This window comes from Pseudomonas sp. DTU_2021_1001937_2_SI_NGA_ILE_001 (genome assembly GCF_032463525.1).
GTDB lineage: Bacteria > Pseudomonadota > Gammaproteobacteria > Pseudomonadales > Pseudomonadaceae > Aquipseudomonas.
On the sequence record NZ_CP135971.1, the window covers coordinates 1,633,094 to 1,652,231 of the forward strand.

Sequence of the window (19,138 nt, forward strand, 5' to 3'; positions counted from 1 at the left end):
CACCAGCCGCCAGACGGCGAGGTCGGGCAACCTTTATTGGCAACTGTCTTCACGCCAGTTCACCTCCGCACGCGGTATACATCGCCAGCAGGTCTGCCGCGGGTTTCTGTGCTTCCATACGCTGCTCACTGTAGACCTCCAGCAAGCTTGCCAGGCGATGCTCGCGCTGCCCGTAGCCAGCACCCGGCAGGCTTGCCCAGATGGGCGCGGCGGCGGCAATCGCCCGTTCGATCCGCCCGGCCTGTATATAGGGCAACGCGCCGCATTCAGTCAGCAGCTTTACCGCTGCCAGGTCCTGGGCTTCAGGGATGAAACGCCCGATGAAGCCATACCGGCGGACGATGGCGTCCCACGTACGCGCCAGAAACTGATAACGCCCTGCGGCAGTGCTGCTGATGCCGTAACGCGCAAGCGCGACCAGTACGCGCGGATGGGTTGCGTAGTCGGTGAAGAGTTTGCCGCCCACCAGCACGTTGTAACCGTCGTCCGAGGCCTTGATCGTGGAAGTCCCCTCCGACCAGGCCAGCATGTCGAGAAAGGCCAGCACATTACTGCCGCCAGCCTGTGATGAATCGATACGAGCCATGAAAGCCTCCAAAAAACCAACACATCCTTAAGCACGTGCCAGGGCTGCTTGTGCCTGCGGAGATGAAAATGAATATGAAATACCTGCTGCCGCTGCTGTTGCTCAGCGCTTGCGCGGCGTACAGCGAACGCGGCACCGGCGAAGGCGGCCGCGAAATCGGTGAAAAGGGCTATACCGTGCGCTGCGATGCCAGCCCGGCTAACCAGCCGGGCTGCTACCAGCCAGCGCTATCGTTCGATTGGTGGCCTTCGGACAGGATCAAGCTGCGTCTTGGGGCACAGTAGAGCGGCGGCGAGCACACTGTCTCCAACGTCAAGAGGCACCGTAGTCAAGCCTTAGCGTCGATGAACTTCTGGTGTGGAACGCCCAGAAGCTCTGAGCATTCAGAACGGCGCCGGCCCCTCGACACTGAACACATCCCTTTCCTCTGCCACGCGGTCGTCGTCCGTGTGGTGGTCCCATGCCAGCAGCACGGCGCCGTCGCTGGTCGTGGTGACCTCCAGCCCCTCGGTTTCGGCCAGCATTTCCAGTACCTGATGCCAGTCCTGGTCTGCGTCGGTATCCAGACGATGCACCAGTACCCGCCGCTGCAACTGGGCAGCAGGAGAATTGATCATGCTCGCCACTCGCAGCCCCAGCCGCTCCAGCCCGCTCAAGGTTTCTCGCTCCTGTTGGTTCACTTCACGTCGCCTTATCCATGAAAACGGAAAACTGTATATTCATACAGTATTTGTACGAATCATATCCAAGCACGTGAGAAAAGCCAATTTCCTCATGCAAGACATTTCTACAAGGTGAGCAAGATTCAGTGGTGAGAACCTGGCTGCCAGGCATCCGCGGGAACAAGCCGGGCGAACAACGCTCCAATTCAGTCAACGTCACGCATTCGCGCCCTTGTCCGCCACGCCCTTGAGTGGTCGGCGGCGCTCGGGTAATGTCACTTCACCGCACAGGACAGAGCACGCTCATGACTTCCAAGCTGGAACAACTCAAAGCCATCACTACCGTAGTAGCCGACACCGGCGACTTCGACGCCATTGCCCGCCTCAAGCCGGTGGATGCCACCACCAACCCTTCCCTGCTGCTCAAGGCCGCTTCCAGCGAAAGCAACGCCGCCCTGCTCCAGGAAGCCTTCAGCGGCAGCCAGGGTGATATCGGCCTGGCCTGCGACCGCTTTGCCGTCGCTATCGGCCGCAAGATCCTCGACGTGGTACCCGGCCGCGTCTCCACCGAGGTGGACGCCCGCCTGTCCTTCGACACCCAGGCCATGATCGAACGCGGTCAACGCCTGATCGGCCTCTATGAAGAAGCCGGCGTCGGCCGCGAGCGCATCCTGGTCAAGCTGGCCTCGACCTGGGAAGGCATCCGCGCTGCCGAGAAGCTCGAGAAGGAAGGTATCCAGACCAACCTGACCCTGCTGTTCTCCTTCGCCCAGGCAGTGGCCTGCGCCGAGGCTGGCGTGTTCCTGATCTCGCCGTTCGTGGGCCGTATCTATGACTGGTACAAGAAGTCCACCGGCCAGGAATACACCGGCGCGCAAGATCCGGGCGTCCAGTCGGTCACCCGCATCTACAACTACTACAAGGCCAACGGCTACAACACCGTGGTCATGGGCGCCAGCTTCCGCAACATCGGTCAGATCGAACAACTGGCCGGCTGCGACCGCCTGACCATCAGCCCCGAGCTGCTCAAGCAGCTGGCCGAAGACCAGGGTAGTCTGGAGCGCAAGCTCAACCCTGGCCAGGGCGGCGAAGCACGGCAAAGCCTGAGCGAGAAGGAATTCCGCTGGCTGTCCAATGAAGATGCCATGGCCACCGAGAAGCTGGCCGAAGGTATTCGTCAGTTCGCCCGCGATCAGGAAAAGCTCGAGGCCCTGCTGTCAGCCAAGGCCTGATGTGAAAAAGGGCGATACTCTTGCGAGATCGCCCTTTTCATTCATGTGTGCCCCGTCGGCTCGCGCTGCTCAGCGCTGCCCTTCTAGCGCGTTTACCAGGTCATGAAACGCCTCGCGATTGGACTCGTTGAGCCCCATCAGGATCTTGTGCGCTTCCAGCACCTTGGCCTTGACCACTTCTTCCCCCTGATCCTGCGATGGCAGGTCAGTCAGGCATTCCGGGCAAGGCACCGGATGGTCGACGATATTGAACACCTGATCGAAACCCATCGACTGCAGCAAGCGCGTGATGTCTTCGTGGGTCGTGACCAGAGTCGGCAACAGCCCGACCTTCTGGCGCGACAAGATGGAGAGCTTGGCCAGAAGACCAAGGGTGGTGCTGTCAATGCTGCGCGTTTCGGTCAGATCGATCACCACTGCCGAAAAATTCAGCGCCGTGAAGATCCGCTCGATAGTCGCATCCAAGGCCGAGCACAGGGTCAGTCGCACTTCGCCCACGAACTTCAGAACGAATGTGCCTTCCTGCTCGGCGAACTGGATTCTACCGGTACTCATCAAAGATTCCTGCTCAACACTAACAAGGCGATATCATCCGGCATCTCCCCTAGCGTAGCCAATTCGAAAACCCGACGCAGACCATCCAGGCTGCCGCCCGCTGTCTTGACCAGTTCAGGCAAGGCAGCTTCCTTTTCCTTGAGTGTATCACCGGGTAGCAAATCCAGTATGCCATCAGACAACAGGGTCAGGCTGAAGGAGTCTGGCAACTCGCAGACATAGTCCTGATAGGTCGCTTCCTGAAAAAGGCCGACCGGCAGGCCGCGTCCTTCCAGGTAACTGCCCTTGCCCTCGCTGAACAACACCGGCAATGGCAGGTGACCGCCAACGGCATAGGTCAACGTCCCTGCCTGCTCATCGATCACCCCGCCAACCATGGTCACGTGCTTGCCGAGCTTGCAACTGATCAGGCCACGGTTTATGTGGCCCAGTACATCAGACGGCTTGAACTCGGGCAACGTCCCGCTGCGCTTGTATTCGAACAGCAGACGCGTGGTCATGAACTTCAGCAATACGGTGATGAACGCCGAAGACGCCCCGTGCCCGGACACATCCGCCAGGTAGAATGCCACCCGGCGCTCGTCGACGCGAAAGTAGTCGACGAAATCACCCGACAGATACAGCGACGGAATGATCTGATGCGCGAAGCTGAACTGCTCGGTGGCCCAAGGGCTGGTCGGCAGCATGTTCATCTGCACCTGACGACCGGCGTCCTGATCCTCTTGCAGCAGGTGCAGGCTGGCTTCGAGTTCGCGATTGGCGGCCTCGAGTTTTTCACGGTAAAGCTCGTTCTCGCGCTCCAGCCGCGCACGATCAAGGGCACGGCGAACCGAATGTTCGAGTACCGCGAGATCTTCCAGAGGTTTGATCAGGTAGTCGGCAGCGCCCAGGCGCAGGGCCTCGACGACATCGCTCATGACACCCGCGCCAGACACCACGATCACCGGCATCTGCGGCGAGATCGCGGCCACCTGGCGGATCAGCTCCAGGCCGCCCATCTGGGGCATGCGCAGGTCACAGATCACCAGATCGGGCTTTTCCTGTTCGAAAATCTCTATACCTTGCTGGCCATTGGTAGCCTGCAGGACATCGAAGCCACTGTCTTCCAGGTAGGCGGCGATACTCGCGCGCACGACCTCGTCGTCATCGATAATCAGCAGCGTTGCACTGGTTTTAGGCATGTGGGCAAACGGCGCCAGATCAGGTTGGGGTAGACGGACCGGTGCGTGCCGGGCCCTGCTTACCGGATTCGCTTTCTAGCCACTCTGCACGACTTTTGCCGTATCTCCAGAGGTGCCCTTCAAGGCGCAGACGGTACTCCCATCCGCCGGGCGTTTCAAGCGAACTTCCACCCTTGAATTGCGTCTTTACATCGCAAATCACCCAGAGTTATAAGAACAACAAATTCAGCAACCAAAACAAAGGAAGTCGCATGAGCCGAATTGATCAGGGATATGCCGAAAAGCGCGATTTCATTCGCATGCGCGTCGATGCTGATATCAGCATCATCCATGCCGGGCAAGTGATTCCGGCTGTATGTCTGGATTTGTCCAGCACCGGGATGCAGGTTCAGGCGCCACGAGCCTTCGCCATCGGCGATCGGCTCAGTATTCGCATCGATTCCGATCACCCGGCGCTCAAGGGCCTGGAAGCCGAGACCGAAGTGGTCTGGCTGGCCGACCAGGACGGTGGCGGGCAGAAGCTTGGGCTCTCGATCATTTCCATGAGCTGATGGGCGCCAGGCACTTATAAAAGTGTCGACTGCTCGAACAACGCTCTTAATTGCCCAATCATCCAGGTGTGCGCGTCACTGCGCGCGTACTTGCGGTGGCTGTAGAGCCTCAGCGCGTAGGGCTCGATCTCGAACGGCACTTCATGCAGCACGATGTCGGCCGCCGGTGCCAGACGCTCGGCCGCAGGTTGCGGAATGGTCATGATCAGGTCGCTGCTGGCGATAATGAATGGGCAGGCCAGCACCGACGGAATCTGCAGCGCCACGTCGCGGTGCAGACCCATGCGCCGCAGCACCAGGTCCACGACCCCGGTCGCCTCGCCCCAAGGCGTCACCACCACATGCCGCTCGGCCAGATAGGCTTCGAGATCAAGCGACTTGTGGATTCGCGGATGCCCGCGCCGCACAATCACCACATAACGCCCTGAAGTCCATTCCAGGCTGTCGATACCCATGGGCAGGCTGTCGCGCTCCTCGCCGTAACCCAGGGCGAAATCGACCTGCCCACTGGCCAGCTCATCCACGCAGACCTTGCGCCCGGCCTGCACCACCTTCAATTGCAGGCGCGGCGCGCAGTCCTGCAGGCGTGCAACCAGATTTGGCAGCAACTGCAAGGCAGTGAAATCGGTGGCCGCGAAGGTGAAGACTCGCTCGCTGGTCAGCGCATCGAAAGGTGCCCAACCGCCCAACTCGTCGCTCAACCCGCCCAGGCTGGCCGCCACCGCCGTTGCCAGGCGTTCGGCACGTTGCGTCGGGTACATGCGGTTACCCTGGCGAACGAACAGTTCATCGCCTAGCGTATCGCGCAGACGCCCCAAGGCGTGGCTGAATGCCGAGGCGCTGAGCGACAGTTCGTGCGCAGCACCGGCCACGCTGCGGTGGCGATGCAGGGCATCGAAAACCAGCAGCAGATTGAGATCCAGACGGCGCAAGAGAGGATGCATGGTGTTCATGAGAACCTGTATGAATTGCACTACATGCAGTCTACCTGCTGCACTAGGCTGAACGCCTGTCCAAATCAGGAGCTTTTCCCTTGAACCTGCACATCCGCCCTGCTCGCCGTGACGACGCCGCACAGATTCTGACCTTCATCACCGACCTGGCCGACTACGAAAAGGCTCGCCACGAAGTGCAGGCCAGCATCGAAGATATCGAGCGCAGCCTGTTCGACGAGGCGTCCACGACCCATGCACTGATCTGCAGCCGGGATGAGCAACCGATTGGCTTCGCCGTGTATTTCTACAGCTACTCCACCTGGCTCGGCCGGCACGGGCTGTATCTTGAGGACCTGTACATCGCGCCACAGCACCGGGGTACCGGCGCTGGCAAGCTGATGCTCAGGCATTTGGCGCGCGAAGCCGTAGCGCGCCAGTGCGGCCGCTTCGAATGGAGTGTGCTGGATTGGAATGAGCCGGCGATCCGCTTCTACGAATCGATCGGCGCGCAGCGCCAAGGCGAATGGGTGCGCTACAGGCTGGAAGGCGAAGCGCTGAGTGCCTTCGCCGCCGGCTGAACGACTGCCGCCGCAGAGTCCGGGCGAATGCCCGGCGCAGCCTGCGACCAGCCAGGATCAGAAGTCGTCTTCGACCTGACCATCCTTGACCTTGAACTCGCGGTTCTGCAGGAAGGCATTGCGCACGAAGGTGTACTTGTCGCCAGTAACCAGGCGCTCGGCCGACAGCAGGCTGGCGCGGGTATCGACCAGGCTCACGCCCAGGGCAGTATTGCGGGTCGGTACGTGGTCGATATAACGCCACGGCGCGGTGTAGGTGTCCGGGTACTTGGCGAACGCATCGCGCACGGTGCTGGGGCCGAGTAACGGCAGCACCACGTAGGGGCCACTGCCCACGCCCCAGTAGCCGAGCGTCTGGCCGAAATCTTCGTCGTTGCGCTGCAGGCCCATGCGCGTACCGACGTCGATGAAGCCGAGCAGGCCGAAGGTGGTGTTGACCAGCAGGCGCGCCGTGTCGACACCGGCTGCCTGTGGCTTGGCCTGCAGCACGTTGTTGGCCAGGTTGCCCACGTCACCGATGTTGTTGAAGAAGTTGTGTACGCCGTCCTCGACGAACTGCGGAGTCACGTACTGGTAACCCTGGGCGAGCGGCTTGAAGGTATAGCGGTCGACCGTGTCGTTGAAACGGAAGATGACCCGGTTGACGCCCTCCCATGGGTCCTCTTCGGCGGCCTGGGCTGCCACCGGGAGCAACGCGGCACTGGCACACAGAGACAAGCCGGCCAGTCGCCGGATAAAGCCGGTACGCGGTACGGGCATGACGCAAACTCCTGATTGAGGGTGGCAGCCGGGCACACGCGCCCTGGCAAAGGCGAGCAGTATAAAGCCTTCACGCACGATGAGGCAGACCTGCTCGAATCTGTCGCGGTCACCCGCCATTCATATTTCTGTCATACCCATCGGGTAGCGTTCTGGCTATTTCAGAGACTTGCGCCATGCTCGCTCCGGTCAATACGCCATTACCTGCCTTCTCCGCCCTGCTCTTCGGCCTGAGCGGCTGCCTGGTGGACTTCGGCGGTCAGGCGTCCAGCCAAGCCCTGGCGGCAGGCACTGGCCTCGATAAACATGCCCGCCTCACTCCTGGAGCACTGGAAAGCCTGCAGAGCCTGCGCCAGCAAGGCATTCCGTGCGCCTGGCTGGACGACCTGCCCGACGCGCACAGCCAGACACTCTGCGCCCCGCTGGGCGAGCTGGTCGTCGCCACCGCGCGCAGCCCGGTGAGTTGGCCGGCGCCCGATGCCTGCTGGCTGGCGCTGATGACCCTGAAGGTCAGCCAGCTTGAAGGCTGCGTGCTGGTCAGCGGCAACCCTCTGCTGCTGGAGTCGGGCCTCAATGCCGGACTGTGGACCATCGGCCTGGCCTCATGTGGATCGCTATGCGGGCTGGGGCCCGAACAGTGGGAGGCGCTTGACGTCACTGAGCGCGAACGCCGCCGGGCACAGGCCACGCTGCATCTCTACAATATCGGCGCCCACTCGGTGATCGACCATCTCGGCGAACTGGAATCCTGCCTGGCCGACATCAGTCTGCGCCGCCGCAAAGGCGAAAAGCCCTGACGCACGTCAGAGGCGAAGCCAGCTCTCCTGGATTACTCTTGATAGCACCACGGACCTTTCGTCCCCTGACGCAGTCCATGGGAAAGACCTATCGAAGAAGGAGCACGCCATGCCTGCCCGCGACCTGCAAGAACAACTCGATGCCCTGCGCGAGCAACTGGACCGCAACCCGCCACTGTCGGAAACCGAGCGTGTGCACCTGCACGAGCTGATGCAACAAATTGAAACCAAAATCCAGCTGGAACAGGCCACTCACGAACAGGACAGCAGCCTGGTCGATGGCGTGAACCTGGCGGTCGAGCGCTTCGAACTGGAACATCCCGGCATCGCAGCGACCTTGCGCAACATCGTCCAGACGCTGGGCAACATTGGCATCTGAGACACAGCCGCTACGCAAAAGGCCCGTCACTCGACGGGCCTTTTCATTCGCTGGCGATCACTGGCGGGCCAGGCGCCCATTGCTCGGCTGCAGCGCTTCGGTGCTGCGGTACGGGTTGATGTCCAGGCCGCCGCGGCGCACGTAGCGCGCATACACTGTGAGCTTTTCCGGGCGCAGTAGGCGCTGCAGGTCGAGGAACATGCGCTCCACGCACTGCTCGTGGAAGTCCGAGTGCTGGCGGAAGCTGACGATGTAGGCCAGGAGACTGGCGTGATCGAGCGCCGCGCCACGATACTCCACCACCACGCTGCCCCAGTCCGGCTGGCTGGTCACCGGGCAGTTGGACTTGAGCAGATGGCTGTGCAGGCTTTCCTCCACGCTCCGCGAGGCATCGCAACGCAGCAGTTCGGGACGCGGGTGGTCATAGCTGTGTACCTCGATATCCAGCTCGTCGATGCACGGCCCCGGCAGGTCGGCAACGCCTTCAGCGCTGATCTGCGCCAGGCTGCGGATACGCACGCCGACCGGCTTGCCGGCGGCAGCGGAAAGATCCTTGACCAACACCGCCTGCAGCTCGCCCTGGGTGGCGAACACGCTCTGGTTCAGCGAATTGAGATACAGCTTGAACGACTTGGACTCGATGATGTTCGGCGAGTCGGCCGGCACGCTGAACTCGGCAATGGCCACCACGGGCTTGCCGGACGGCAGCAGCCACGACAGCTCGTAGCAGTTCCACACATCGACCCCCTGATACGGCAGGCTCTCGGCGCTCAGGCCCAGCTCGGCCCATTTCGCGGCACGCGGGATGGGATAAAGCAGCTCGGGGGTGTAGGTGGCGACGTACTCACTGGACTTGCCCAGTGGCGAGTGTTCGGCGGCGGGATGCATGGCAGTATCGGAACCTCAGAAAATAACCCGCGCAGTCTATCCGTTTTGCGTGCAGCTTTCAGCGCCGCCTGGCTCGCGCCCCGATTACAACCTTGTAAGCTTGGCCCTTTGCGCCGCCCGGCAGGTTATAAAGCACGCATTGCCTCAGCCGGACGCGCCACCATGAAACTACTGATCGTCGAAGACCAGCCCAAGACCGGCCAGTACCTGAACCAGGGGCTCAGCGAGGCCGGCTTCGACAGCGAACTGGTCGATGAGGGCCAGGCTGGCCTGCAACGTGCGCTGAGCGGCGACCATGCGTTGCTGATCCTCGACGTGATGCTGCCCGGCCTCGACGGCTGGACGATCCTGCAGCGCCTGCGTCAGGCCGGCCTGCACACGCCGGTGCTGTTGCTCACCGCACGCGACGCCGTCGAAGACCGGGTGCGCGGCCTGGAACTGGGCGCCGACGACTACCTGATCAAGCCCTTCGCCTTTTCCGAACTGCTGGCCCGGGTGCGCACCCTGCTGCGCCGCGGCACACCCCTGGACACCCGCCTGCAGGCCGGCGACCTGCACCTGGACCTGCTGCAACGCCGGGTCGAGCGTGCCGGCAGGCGCCTGGACCTGACCGTGAAGGAGTTCGCCCTGCTGGAGCTGTTGTTGCGCCGCCAGGGCGAAGTGCTGTCCAAATCCCTTATCGCCGCGCAGGTCTGGGACATGCATTTCGACAGCGACACCAACGTCATCGAGGTCGCCATCCGCCGCCTGCGCATGAAAGTCGACGATGAGTTCGACACACGGCTGATCCACACCGTGCGCGGCATGGGCTACGTGCTGCAGGAACAGGCTCCATGAAACTGTCACTGCGCAGTCGCCTGGCCCTGCTGTTCGCTGCCTGCACCGCGTCGGTGTCGCTGATTGCCGGGTTGCTGTTCGACCAGGCCAGCGCCCGGCACTTCATGGAACTCGACCAGCACCTGTTCGACAGTCGCCTGGCCAACCTGCGCGCAACACTGGGCGAGGTCACCGAGCGTGCCGCCTTCGAGGCCCGAAGACCTGCCCTGCACGGCATGACTGAACACGCCGAGCTGCACCTGCGCATCACCGACAGCCATGGGCAGGTATGGCTGGACGACACGCCGGCATTGCGAGCCCTGCCCGCCAGCGAAGGGCTGCATACCCTGAACGAAGGCGACGTCGCCTATCGGGTGTTGAACACGCGACTACAGCCGCAGCGCGCCGATTCTCCGCGTGTGAGCCTGCTGCTGGATATCACCCACCACCAGCAATTCCTGCAGGGCATGCAGCGGCTGATCTGGCTGACCGTCGGTCTCTGCGCACTGGCTACCGCCCTGCTCGGCGCGTGGGCCGCGCGCCGTGCCCTGCAACCGCTGCAACGCATGGGCGAGGTGGCCAGCGGCGTGTCGGCCAGCTCGTTGGCCATGCGCCTGCCGGAGCAGGCCATGCCGCCGGAGCTGGCGCAGCTGGCGGTGACTTTCAACGCCATGCTCGACCGCCTGGAGCAAGGTTTTCAGCGCCTTTCGGCGTTCAGCGCCGACATCGCCCACGAGTTGCGCTCGCCGCTGTCCAACCTGCTGACCCAGACCCAGGTGGTGCTCAGCCAGCCACGCGCGCTGGATGACTATCGCCAGGCGCTGCTGGGCAATCTTGAGGAATTGCAGGGGCTGACTCAGCTGGTCAACGACATGCTGCTGCTCGCCAAGGCTGACCAGGGGCTGCTGACGCCAGGGCGTGATGCGCTGCGCCTGGAAGATGAAGTGGACAGCGTACTGGAATACTTCATGCCACTCGCCGAGGACGCCGGCGTTGGCCTGAGTCGCCAGGGACAGGCCACGCTCCAGGGCGACCGCATGCTGCTACGTCGAGTGCTGGCGAATCTGCTGGGCAATGCGCTGCGCTTCACCGCCCCCGGCAAGCGCGTCGAGGTGAAGCTGCAAGGTGTCGATGAGGCGGTGGAACTGAGCGTCGAAAACCCCGGCCCTGACATGCCACCCGAGGTACTGGGACGGCTGTTCGACCGTTTCTATCGCGCCGACCCGGCGCGCAGCGGTGGCCATGAACATGCCGGGCTGGGCCTGGCGATCAGCCGCTCGATCGTCGAGGCACACGGCGGCACCCTGCGTTGCGAGTCAGCCCTGGGGCTGACCCGCTTCGTCGTGCGGCTGCCGCTGGGTCACTCGTAACGCAGCGCCTGGGCCGGCTCGACCTTGGCCGCGCGCCAGGCCGGATAGATAGTCGCCAGGAAACTGAGGATGAAGCCGGCACTGCAGATCAGCAGCACGTCACCGCCTTGCAGCTCCGATGGCAGGTTGCTGATGAAGTACACGTCGGAGCTGAAGATGTGCTGCCCGCTGATGCGTTCGACCCAGCCGACCAGGGCGCTGACGTTGAGCGCGGCGATGACTCCGAGCACGCCACCGATCAAGGTGCCGACCACGCCGATCAACGAACCCTGGACGATGAAGATGCCCATGATCTGCCGCGGCGTTGCGCCGATGGTGCGCAGGATGGCGATGTCGGCGCCCTTGTCGTTCACCACCATGATCAGCGTGGCGATGATGTTGAACGCCGCCACGGCGACGATCATCAGCAGCAGCAGGCCGATCATGGTCTTTTCCATCTTCATGGCGCTGAACAGGCTGCCCTGGGTATGGGTCCAGTCATCGGCGCGGTAGCCGTCGCCCAGCCCGGCGGCGATGGCGGCGGAGACCTTGGGCGCCTGGTACAGGTCCTTGAGCGCCAGGCGCACGCCCTGTACCTGGCCCGGTTGCCAGCGCTGAATCTGCCCGGCGTCGGCGATGTTCATCAACGCCATGGAGCCATCCAGCTCGGCACCCACCTTGAACAGCCCGACCACGGTCAGGCGCTGCAGGCGCGGTGTGATGCCACCCGGCGCGTTGCTGATTTCCGGAACGATCAGGGTCAGGGTATCGCCGACATTCACACGAAAGCGGCGTGCGGTAATCTCGCCGAGGACCACGCCGAACTCACCGGGCTTGAGGTTATCCAGGCTGCCGCGGGTGATGTGCTGGGTGACGATGGACACCTCATGCTCACGGGCCGGGTCGATGCCACTGATCTGGATCGGCTGCATCGCGCCGCGGTAGGAAAGCATGCCTTCCATCTCGGTCAGTGGCGCGGCGGCCACGACCTCGGGGTTGTGGCGCGCGGCGTCGGCGACCTTCTGCCAGTCGTCCAGCGGCTTGGCGCCGAGGATCGAGGCATGCGGGACCATGCCGAGGATGCGTGAACTCATCTCGCGCTGAAAGCCGTTCATCACCGACAGCACGACGATCATGGCCAGCACGCCGAGCGCCAGGCCGATCATCGACGTCATGGAGATGAACGAGATGAAATTCTTGCGCCGCTTGGCCCGCGTGTAGCGGGCACCGATGAAGATGGATAAGGGTCTGAACATTCGCAGGGCACCAAGTGGGCTGAATCAGACGGCGACCAGCTGGCCGTCTTCCAGGCGCAGGACACGGTCCATCTGCCTGGCCAGGTTCATGTCGTGGGTCACCACCAGGAACGCGGTACGCGACGCTGTGCTCAGCTCGCGCATCAGGTCCTGAATACCCTGTGCGGTGTGATAGTCGAGGTTGCCGGTGGGCTCGTCGAGCATCACCAGGCCCGGCTCGTTGACCAGCGCCCGGGCAATCGCCACGCGCTGGCGTTCGCCGCCAGACAGCTCGGCCGGCTTGTGCGCCAGGCGATGGCTCAGACCGACGCGCTTGAGCAGTGCGGTGGCGCGCTCGCGAGCGGCCGGAATGGGCGTCTTGCCGATCAGTAGCGGCATGCAGACGTTCTCCAGCGCGGTGAACTCCGGCAGCAGGTGATGGAACTGGTAGACGAAGCCCAGTGCGCGATTGCGCAGCAGGCCACGGGCCTTCTCGCCCAGCGCCGAGAGTTCTTCGCCGGCCAGCCATACGCTGCCCTGGGAGGGGGTATCCAGGCCGCCCAGCAGGTTGAGCAAGGTGCTCTTGCCCGAACCGGAGCTGCCGACGATGGCCACGCGCTCACCGGGGAACAGCTCCAGCTGCAGGCCGGACAACACCACCACCGACTCAGGGCCCTCCTCGTAGGATTTACCCAGGTTGCGGCAACTCAATACGGCTTTTTCAGACATGCCCGACTCACTCATAACGTAGCGCCTCTGCCGGCTGGGTGCGCGCTGCGCGCCAGGCCGGGTACAGGGTGGCGAGGAAACTCAGGAGCAATGCGGCGCCACAGACCTGGAGCACGTCCTGGGTCATCAGCTGCGACGGCAGGTAGTCGATGAAGTAGACGTCCGCATTGAGAAACTTGTGGCCGATCAGCTTTTCCAGCCCGGCGATGGCGCTGCTCACGTTGAGCGCGGCCAGGATGCCGACACCGGCGCCGATCAGCGTGCCGACCACGCCGATCACCGTGCCCTGGACCATGAAGATCGCCATGATCTGCCCCGGTGTGGCGCCCAGGGTGCGCAGGATGGCGATGTCGCCTTTCTTGTCGTTGACCACCATCACCAGGGTGGAAATGATGTTGAACGCCGCCACCGCGACGATCAGCAGCAACAGCAGACCGATCATGGATTTTTCCATGCGGATGGCCTGGTAGAGGTTGCCGTGGGTGCGCGTCCAGTCACGCGAGTAATAGTGGTCACCCCCCAACTGCTGAGCGATCTGCCAGGCACCGCGGGGTGCCTGGAACAGGTCGTCGAACTTCAGGCGCAAGCCCTGCACCTGATCCGGCTGCCAGCGGCGCAGGCGGCCGAGGTCCTCGATATTGGTCAGGCCCAGGAAGCCATCGATCTCGCCGGCGCCAACGTGGAAGATACCCGCCACCGTGAAGCGCTTCATGCGCGGGAACATGCCTGCCGGGGTCACCGCCACTTCAGGGGCGACGAAGGTCAGTTTGTCGCCCACCGCGACACCCAGCCTGGCCGCCGCACGGTCGCCGATGATGATGCCGAACTCGCCGGGGGCCAGCGCGCTCAAGGCCCCCTGGCGAATGAACTGGCCGATGATGGAAACCTTGTCTTCCTGGCTGGGGTCGATACCGTTGAGCAGGACTTTCTGCACGGTGCCTTCATGGCTGAGCAGGCCCTGCATCTGGGTGAACGGCGCAACGGCCAGCACACCGGGATTGGCCGCGACCTTCTCGGCGAGCTTCGGCCAGTCGCGGATCGGCTCGTCGCCCTCCACGGTGGCGTGGGGCACCATGCCAAGAACACGGGTACGCATCTCATGATCGAAACCGTTCATGACCGACAGTACGACGATCATCACCACAACGCCCAGGGCCAGGCCGATGATCGAAGTCAGGGAGATGAAGGAGACAAAATGGTTACGTCGCTTGGCGCGTGTGTAGCGTGTGCCGATGAAGGCAAAAAGAGGTCTGAACATTTAAGGAATTGTTCGCTGGAATGGGACATCCGTGTGGCGGGCCGGCAGACGCGGCCTTACACTCGAGACTCTCTGACCACAGCCGCAGGCACGGGTTCGCCATGTCGACACTAGACGAAGAAAGACGCCGCGAATACTACCGTATCGAAGACAGCGTCGCACTGGAAATTAACCCCCTCACCGAGGCGGCGAGCTGCACCATGCCGCGTATCACCGCGCTGTTCCAGCTGCTCAGTGAGCTGCATGTGAGCGAGTTCGAATCCCAGCATCTGTTGCGCCAGCTCGACGACCGCGACCGCGTGCTCAATGGTTTCCTCAAGGCGCTGAGCAAACGCATCGACCTGCTCGGCCAGGTGGTGGCGCATACCGCGCTTGGCGAACTGGGCACCCCGCAGGCGGTGCTGCTCTCCGAGGGTGGCATCCAGTTCGACTCTGCACAGATGTACGGCCCCGGCTCGCGGCTGTCGATCAAGATGGTGCTCATGCCCCAGGCCGCCGGCATGATGCTCGAAGCCCGAGTCCTCACCTGCAAGGCCAAGGGCTCCGACACCTTCGAAATCGACACCGAATTCGTCGACCTGCCCGACGCCCAGCGTCAGCTGCTGGCCCGCCACGTTCTGCAGCGCCAGGCCCAGCAGCGCCGGCAGGCACGTGAACAGGGCGAGCGCCCCGATTGATCCCCTTCGACAGCCATGGCGTTTCCCGCCTACAGGAGTATCTGTGACACTCATCTACGGCCACCGCGGCGCCAAGGGCGAAGCACCGGAGAACACCCTCGCCAGTTTCCGCCAGTGCCTCGACCACGGTGTGCGCCGTTGCGAACTGGACCTGCACCTGTCGCGCGACGGTGAACTGATGGTCATCCACGACCCGACCCTGAAGCGCACCACCGACCGGCGTGGCAAGGTCAACGAACACCTGGCCGCCGACCTGGTGACCTACGATGCGCGCAAGGGCGGCCCGGGCTGGAACCAGCCCTGCCCTATCCCGCGCCTGGAAACGCTGTTCGAGCAATGCGATTTCGAGCACTGGCAGCTTGAGGTCAAGAGCGCTTCACGCACCCGCGCAGCCAACACCGTGCTGGCGATCCGTGAACTGGTGCAGCGTTTCGGCCTGCTGGACAAGGTCACCATCACCTCCAGCTCCCGCGAAGTACTGCGCGCCGCCATCGAGCTGACTCCGGACATCTCCCGCGGCCTGGTGGCCGAGTATGCCTGGCTGGACCCATTGAAAGTGGCGCAGAGCTACGGTTGCGAGATTCTCGCGCTGAACTGGACGCTGTGCACCCCTGAGCGCCTGCTCAAGGCGCAGCGCCAGGGTTTGCACGTGTCGGTATGGACGGTCAACGAACCGGCGCTGATGCACCGGCTCGCGGACTTCGGCGTAGACAGCCTGATCACAGACTTTCCCGGTTTGGCCACCGCCACCCTCGGGAGTCGCTGAAGCAGGTCTCTCCGGCCGGCTCAGGCCACCGGCCGGAGCCGCTTAAAAAAGCCGGTTGAGACCGTCGTAGGCAGCTACCCGATAGGCTTCGGCCATGGTCGGGTAGTTGAAGGTGGTATTGACGAAGTACTTCAGGGTATTGGCTTCACCCGGCTGGTTCATGATCGCCTGGCCGATGTGCACGATCTCCGAGGCCTGGTCGCCGAAGCAATGCACGCCCAGAACCTGCAAGGTTTCGCGGTGGAAGAGGATCTTCAGCATGCCGACGCGCTCGTCGGAGATCTGCGCCCGGGCCATGCCCTTGAAGAACGCCTTGCCCACCTCGTAAGGCACCTTGGCCTCGGTCAGCTCGGCCTCGGTCTTGCCGATCGAGCTGATCTCCGGAATGGTGTAGATGCCGGTCGGCACGTCGTTGACATAGCGCCAGCTGCCATTGTCCACCACGCTGCCAGCGGCCGAACGGCCTTGGTCATAAGCAGCACTGGCCAGGCTTGGCCAGCCGATCACGTCGCCGGCACCATAGATGTTGCTGACCGCCGTGCGATAGTTCTCGTCGACCTCGATCTGGCCGCGGCCGTTGGCCTGCAGGCCGATGTTTTCCAGGCCCAGACGGTCGGTGTTGCCAGTCCGGCCGTTGCACCACAGCAAGGCGTCGGCCTTGATCTTCTTGCCCGACTTCAGGTGCAGGATCACGCCGTTGTCGATCCCCTCGACTCGCTCGTACTCCTCGTTGTGACGAACCATCACGTTGTTGTTGCTGAAGTGATAGCTCAGGCCCTGGGAGATTTCCTTGTCGAGGAAGCTCAGCAACTGGTCGCGGTTGTCCACCAGCTCCACCAGCACGCCGAGGCCGCTGAAGATCGATGCATATTCGCAACCGATGACCCCGGCACCGTAGATGATCAACTTGCGAGGGGTGTGGCTGAGGCTGAGGATGGTGTCGCTGTCGTAGATGCGCTTGTGGCTGAAGTCGATATCGGCCGGGCGATAGGGCCGCGAGCCGGTGGCGATGATGATCTGGTTGGCGACCAGCTTGTCGACCACGCCATTGGTGCAGACCACGTTGACGCTGTTCTCGTCGGCGAAACTGCCAGTACCGAAGAACACATCGACCCGATTGCGTGCGTAGTAGCTGGTGCGCGAGGCCACCTGCTTGGCGATCACCACTTCGGCGCTCTTGAGCACGTCGGGAAAGGAGAACCAGCGCGGCTCGCCGATGGCGCGGAACATGGAGTTGGTGTTGAACTGGATGATCTGCTTGACCGCGTGACGCAACGCCTTGGAAGGGATGGTGCCGAGGTGGGTGCAGTTACCGCCGACCTGGCGACGGCTGTCGACCATCGCCACCTTGCGGCCCGCCTTGGCGGCGTTCATCGCCGCCCCTTCACCGGCGGGGCCGGACCCCAGAACCACTACATCGTAGTTGTAGACAGCCATGCGTACTCCTTCAGAACGGGCCGGGCGCCACCTGGCGGCCTCGGCTAAATCACGCGGTGCAGTCTAGCGCTGCGCTCAAGCCGGGAACATTAACCCTTGGTCGTGACGAAGGCCACTTTTTCCTTGGCAATGGCGCATTTGCGTGAAATCGATCATCGCCCGTGCACCGCCTTGCAGCATTGGCCGGCCGCAGCACGCGCTTCAGTCAGGCGCCGGCACCAAGCTGAACGAAGGCTGAACGAGAGAACCAAGGGCTCAGCAAAGGCTCGGCAGCGGTTGTGAGAGGGCATTTTTACAAATATTGTTACAAATAGCCCTCAACCGGACGCAGATCCGGTGCGCTGCCCGGCAGCGTGCAGACTGACCAACAACCCCAATATCCAGCCTGAAGAGTCAGAGCCATGACCTCCACACAAAACAAAGGCAAAGCGATCTTTCGCGTTGTCAGCGGCAACTTCCTCGAGATGTACGACTTCATGGTCTATGGCTTCTATGCCACGGCCATCGCCAAGACCTTCTTCCCTGCCGACAGTGCATTCGCGTCCCTGATGCTATCGCTGGCCACCTTCGGCGCCGGCTTCCTCATGCGTCCGCTGGGCGCGATATTCCTCGGTGCCTACATCGACCGCCATGGCCGCCGCCAGGGGCTGCTCATCACCCTGGGCCTGATGGCCATCGGCACCCTATTGATCGCCTGTGTGCCCGGCTATAACAGCATCGGCCTGGCCGCGCCGTTGCTGGTGCTGCTCGGCCGCCTGCTGCAAGGCTTCTCGGCCGGCGTGGAACTGGGCGGCGTGTCGGTTTACCTCGCGGAAATCTCCACCCCTGGCCGCAAGGGCTTCTTCGTCAGCTGGCAATCGGCAAGCCAACAGGCTGCCGTGGTCTTTGCCGGCTTGCTGGGTGTGGCCCTCAACCATTGGCTGAGCCCCGAAGAAATGGGTGACTGGGGCTGGCGCGTGCCGTTCTTCGTCGGCTGCCTGATCGTACCGGCGCTGTTCATCATCCGCCGCTCGCTGGAAGAATCGCCCGAGTTCGAAGCCCGCAAGCACCGCCCAAGCCTGGGCGAAGTGATGCGCTCGATCCGCCAGAACTTCGGCCTGGTACTGGCCGGCATGGCACTGGTGGTGATGACCACCGTGTCCTTCTACCTGATCACCGCCTACACCCCGACCTTCGGCAAGAGCGAGCTGCACCTGACCGACCTGCAAAGCCTGCTGGTGACCATGTGCGTGGGCGTGTCCAACTTCATCTGGCTGCCGGTGATGGGCTCGGTGTCCGACCGTATCGGTCGCAAGCCGCTGTTGGTCGGCGCCACGGTACTGGCCATTATTACCGCCTACCCTGCCCTGTCGTGGCTGGTGGCGCATCCAAGCTTCGGCAACCTGCTGATCGTCGAGCTGTGGCTGTCGTTCCTCTATGGCAGCTACAACGGCGCCATGGTCGTGGCCCTGACGGAAATCATGCCCGCCGAAGTGCGCACCACCGGCTTCTCGCTGGCCTATAGTCTGGCCACCGCCACCTTCGGCGGCTTCACCCCGGCAGCCTGCACCTGGCTGATCCACGCCCTGGACAACCGCGCTGCACCAGGCATCTGGCTGACCGGTGCCGCCATTCTGGGCCTGATCGCCACGCTGAACCTGTTCAAGGCCAAGGGCGCGGCCAGCGGTCGACTGCAGACCGCCAGCTAAACACATAAATCGCGGACAAAAAAACGGGTCGAACATTCGACCCGTTTTTTTATGCCGCCCGGTCAGACCGGGCGACCTGT

The 19,138-nt window shown here is 62.9% G+C and carries 22 protein-coding genes; 11 read left to right on the forward strand and 11 right to left on the reverse strand.

What is annotated here, in order from left to right; all coding sequences use genetic code 11:
* Positions 1–49 precede the first annotated feature (49 nt).
* A complete protein-coding gene (locus RRX38_RS06665; protein ID WP_315961997.1) occupies positions 50–586 on the reverse strand; it encodes a glycoside hydrolase family 104 protein in 537 nt (178 codons plus the stop codon).
* A 68-nt stretch (positions 587–654) separates the two neighbouring features.
* Here RRX38_RS06665 and RRX38_RS06670 point away from each other — a divergent pair, with 68 nt between their 5' ends.
* A complete protein-coding gene (locus tag RRX38_RS06670; RefSeq protein ID WP_315961998.1) occupies positions 655–870 on the forward strand; it encodes a hypothetical protein in 216 nt (71 codons plus the stop codon).
* A gap of 99 nt (positions 871–969) precedes the next feature.
* On the opposite strand, the gene RRX38_RS06675 is transcribed toward RRX38_RS06670, so the two are convergent.
* On the reverse strand, positions 970–1,266 hold the full coding sequence (locus tag RRX38_RS06675) for a DUF1654 domain-containing protein (protein WP_295470254.1): 297 nt from the start codon (positions 1,264–1,266) through the stop codon (positions 970–972).
* A gap of 287 nt (positions 1,267–1,553) precedes the next feature.
* Between RRX38_RS06675 and tal the strand changes: the two genes are divergently transcribed.
* Positions 1,554–2,480, forward strand: coding sequence for a transaldolase (tal, locus tag RRX38_RS06680; protein ID WP_295470251.1), 927 nt, complete (start codon positions 1,554–1,556; stop codon positions 2,478–2,480).
* 69 nt (positions 2,481–2,549) lie between these two features.
* Here the strand turns inward: tal and rssC are convergent, their stop codons facing one another.
* Complete coding sequence (gene rssC / locus RRX38_RS06685) at positions 2,550–3,035, reverse strand: anti-sigma factor antagonist RssC (protein ID WP_295470248.1); 486 nt, start codon at positions 3,033–3,035, stop codon at positions 2,550–2,552.
* Complete coding sequence (gene rssB, locus RRX38_RS06690) at positions 3,035–4,216, reverse strand: two-component system response regulator RssB (RefSeq protein ID WP_315961999.1); 1,182 nt, start codon at positions 4,214–4,216, stop codon at positions 3,035–3,037. Before rssB ends, rssC begins: the two co-directional genes overlap by 1 nt.
* A gap of 251 nt (positions 4,217–4,467) precedes the next feature.
* On the opposite strand from rssB, the gene RRX38_RS06695 reads away from it, so the two are divergent.
* Positions 4,468–4,767, forward strand: a complete 300-nt coding sequence (locus RRX38_RS06695; RefSeq protein WP_295470242.1) for a PilZ domain-containing protein — start codon at positions 4,468–4,470, stop codon at positions 4,765–4,767.
* Between the two features lie 14 nt (positions 4,768–4,781).
* On the opposite strand, the gene RRX38_RS06700 is transcribed toward RRX38_RS06695, so the two are convergent.
* Positions 4,782–5,711 carry a LysR family transcriptional regulator gene (locus RRX38_RS06700; RefSeq protein ID WP_315962000.1) on the reverse strand — a complete coding sequence of 310 codons (930 nt, stop codon included), beginning with the start codon at positions 5,709–5,711 and terminating at the stop codon, positions 4,782–4,784.
* Between the two features lie 89 nt (positions 5,712–5,800).
* Between RRX38_RS06700 and RRX38_RS06705 the strand changes: the two genes are divergently transcribed.
* Positions 5,801–6,280, forward strand: coding sequence for a GNAT family N-acetyltransferase (locus tag RRX38_RS06705; protein ID WP_315962001.1), 480 nt, complete (start codon positions 5,801–5,803; stop codon positions 6,278–6,280).
* Between the two features lie 57 nt (positions 6,281–6,337).
* Here RRX38_RS06705 and RRX38_RS06710 read toward each other — a convergent pair whose 3' ends face one another.
* Positions 6,338–7,039 carry a VacJ family lipoprotein gene (locus RRX38_RS06710; RefSeq protein ID WP_295470235.1) on the reverse strand — a complete coding sequence of 234 codons (702 nt, stop codon included), beginning with the start codon at positions 7,037–7,039 and terminating at the stop codon, positions 6,338–6,340.
* A gap of 176 nt (positions 7,040–7,215) precedes the next feature.
* Here RRX38_RS06710 and RRX38_RS06715 point away from each other — a divergent pair, with 176 nt between their 5' ends.
* A complete protein-coding gene (locus RRX38_RS06715; protein WP_315962002.1) occupies positions 7,216–7,836 on the forward strand; it encodes an HAD family phosphatase in 621 nt (206 codons plus the stop codon).
* Positions 7,837–7,945: 109 nt separating this feature from the next.
* Positions 7,946–8,215 (forward strand): DUF4404 family protein, encoded by a 270-nt coding sequence (locus RRX38_RS06720; protein WP_295470230.1) that lies wholly within the window; start codon positions 7,946–7,948, stop codon positions 8,213–8,215.
* A 57-nt stretch (positions 8,216–8,272) separates the two neighbouring features.
* Here RRX38_RS06720 and queF read toward each other — a convergent pair whose 3' ends face one another.
* On the reverse strand, positions 8,273–9,103 hold the full coding sequence (gene queF / locus RRX38_RS06725) for an NADPH-dependent 7-cyano-7-deazaguanine reductase QueF (RefSeq protein ID WP_315962003.1): 831 nt from the start codon (positions 9,101–9,103) through the stop codon (positions 8,273–8,275).
* 162 nt (positions 9,104–9,265) lie between these two features.
* Between queF and RRX38_RS06730 the strand changes: the two genes are divergently transcribed.
* A complete protein-coding gene (locus RRX38_RS06730) occupies positions 9,266–9,940 on the forward strand; it encodes a heavy metal response regulator transcription factor (protein WP_315962004.1) in 675 nt (224 codons plus the stop codon).
* Positions 9,937–11,289 (forward strand): heavy metal sensor histidine kinase, encoded by a 1,353-nt coding sequence (locus tag RRX38_RS06735; RefSeq protein WP_315962005.1) that lies wholly within the window; start codon positions 9,937–9,939, stop codon positions 11,287–11,289. Before RRX38_RS06730 ends, RRX38_RS06735 begins: the two co-directional genes overlap by 4 nt.
* Here the strand turns inward: RRX38_RS06735 and RRX38_RS06740 are convergent.
* The 3 genes from RRX38_RS06740 to RRX38_RS06750 are packed head-to-tail and all read right to left on the reverse strand — an operon-like array spanning position 11,280 to position 14,490.
* Positions 11,280–12,524, reverse strand: a complete 1,245-nt coding sequence (locus RRX38_RS06740) for a lipoprotein-releasing ABC transporter permease subunit (protein ID WP_315962006.1) — start codon at positions 12,522–12,524, stop codon at positions 11,280–11,282. The genes RRX38_RS06735 and RRX38_RS06740 overlap by 10 nt on opposite strands.
* Before the next feature lie 24 nt (positions 12,525–12,548).
* Positions 12,549–13,232, reverse strand: a complete 684-nt coding sequence (gene lolD, locus RRX38_RS06745) for a lipoprotein-releasing ABC transporter ATP-binding protein LolD (RefSeq protein ID WP_315962007.1) — start codon at positions 13,230–13,232, stop codon at positions 12,549–12,551.
* 7 nt (positions 13,233–13,239) lie between these two features.
* On the reverse strand, positions 13,240–14,490 hold the full coding sequence (locus RRX38_RS06750; RefSeq protein ID WP_295470213.1) for a lipoprotein-releasing ABC transporter permease subunit: 1,251 nt from the start codon (positions 14,488–14,490) through the stop codon (positions 13,240–13,242).
* Positions 14,491–14,591: 101 nt separating this feature from the next.
* On the opposite strand from RRX38_RS06750, the gene RRX38_RS06755 reads away from it, so the two are divergent.
* Positions 14,592–15,167 carry a PilZ domain-containing protein gene (locus tag RRX38_RS06755; RefSeq protein WP_295470211.1) on the forward strand — a complete coding sequence of 192 codons (576 nt, stop codon included), beginning with the start codon at positions 14,592–14,594 and terminating at the stop codon, positions 15,165–15,167.
* Positions 15,168–15,210: 43 nt separating this feature from the next.
* A complete protein-coding gene (locus tag RRX38_RS06760) occupies positions 15,211–15,933 on the forward strand; it encodes a glycerophosphodiester phosphodiesterase (protein WP_295470209.1) in 723 nt (240 codons plus the stop codon).
* Between the two features lie 42 nt (positions 15,934–15,975).
* Here RRX38_RS06760 and sthA read toward each other — a convergent pair whose 3' ends face one another.
* Positions 15,976–17,370 carry a Si-specific NAD(P)(+) transhydrogenase gene (gene sthA, locus RRX38_RS06765; RefSeq protein ID WP_295470207.1) on the reverse strand — a complete coding sequence of 465 codons (1,395 nt, stop codon included), beginning with the start codon at positions 17,368–17,370 and terminating at the stop codon, positions 15,976–15,978.
* 401 nt (positions 17,371–17,771) lie between these two features.
* Between sthA and RRX38_RS06770 the strand changes: the two genes are divergently transcribed.
* The gene (locus RRX38_RS06770; RefSeq protein ID WP_315962008.1) at positions 17,772–19,058 is read left to right on the forward strand and encodes an MFS transporter; all 1,287 of its coding nucleotides are present in this window, start codon (positions 17,772–17,774) and stop codon (positions 19,056–19,058) included.
* Positions 19,059–19,138: the final 80 nt, after the last annotated feature.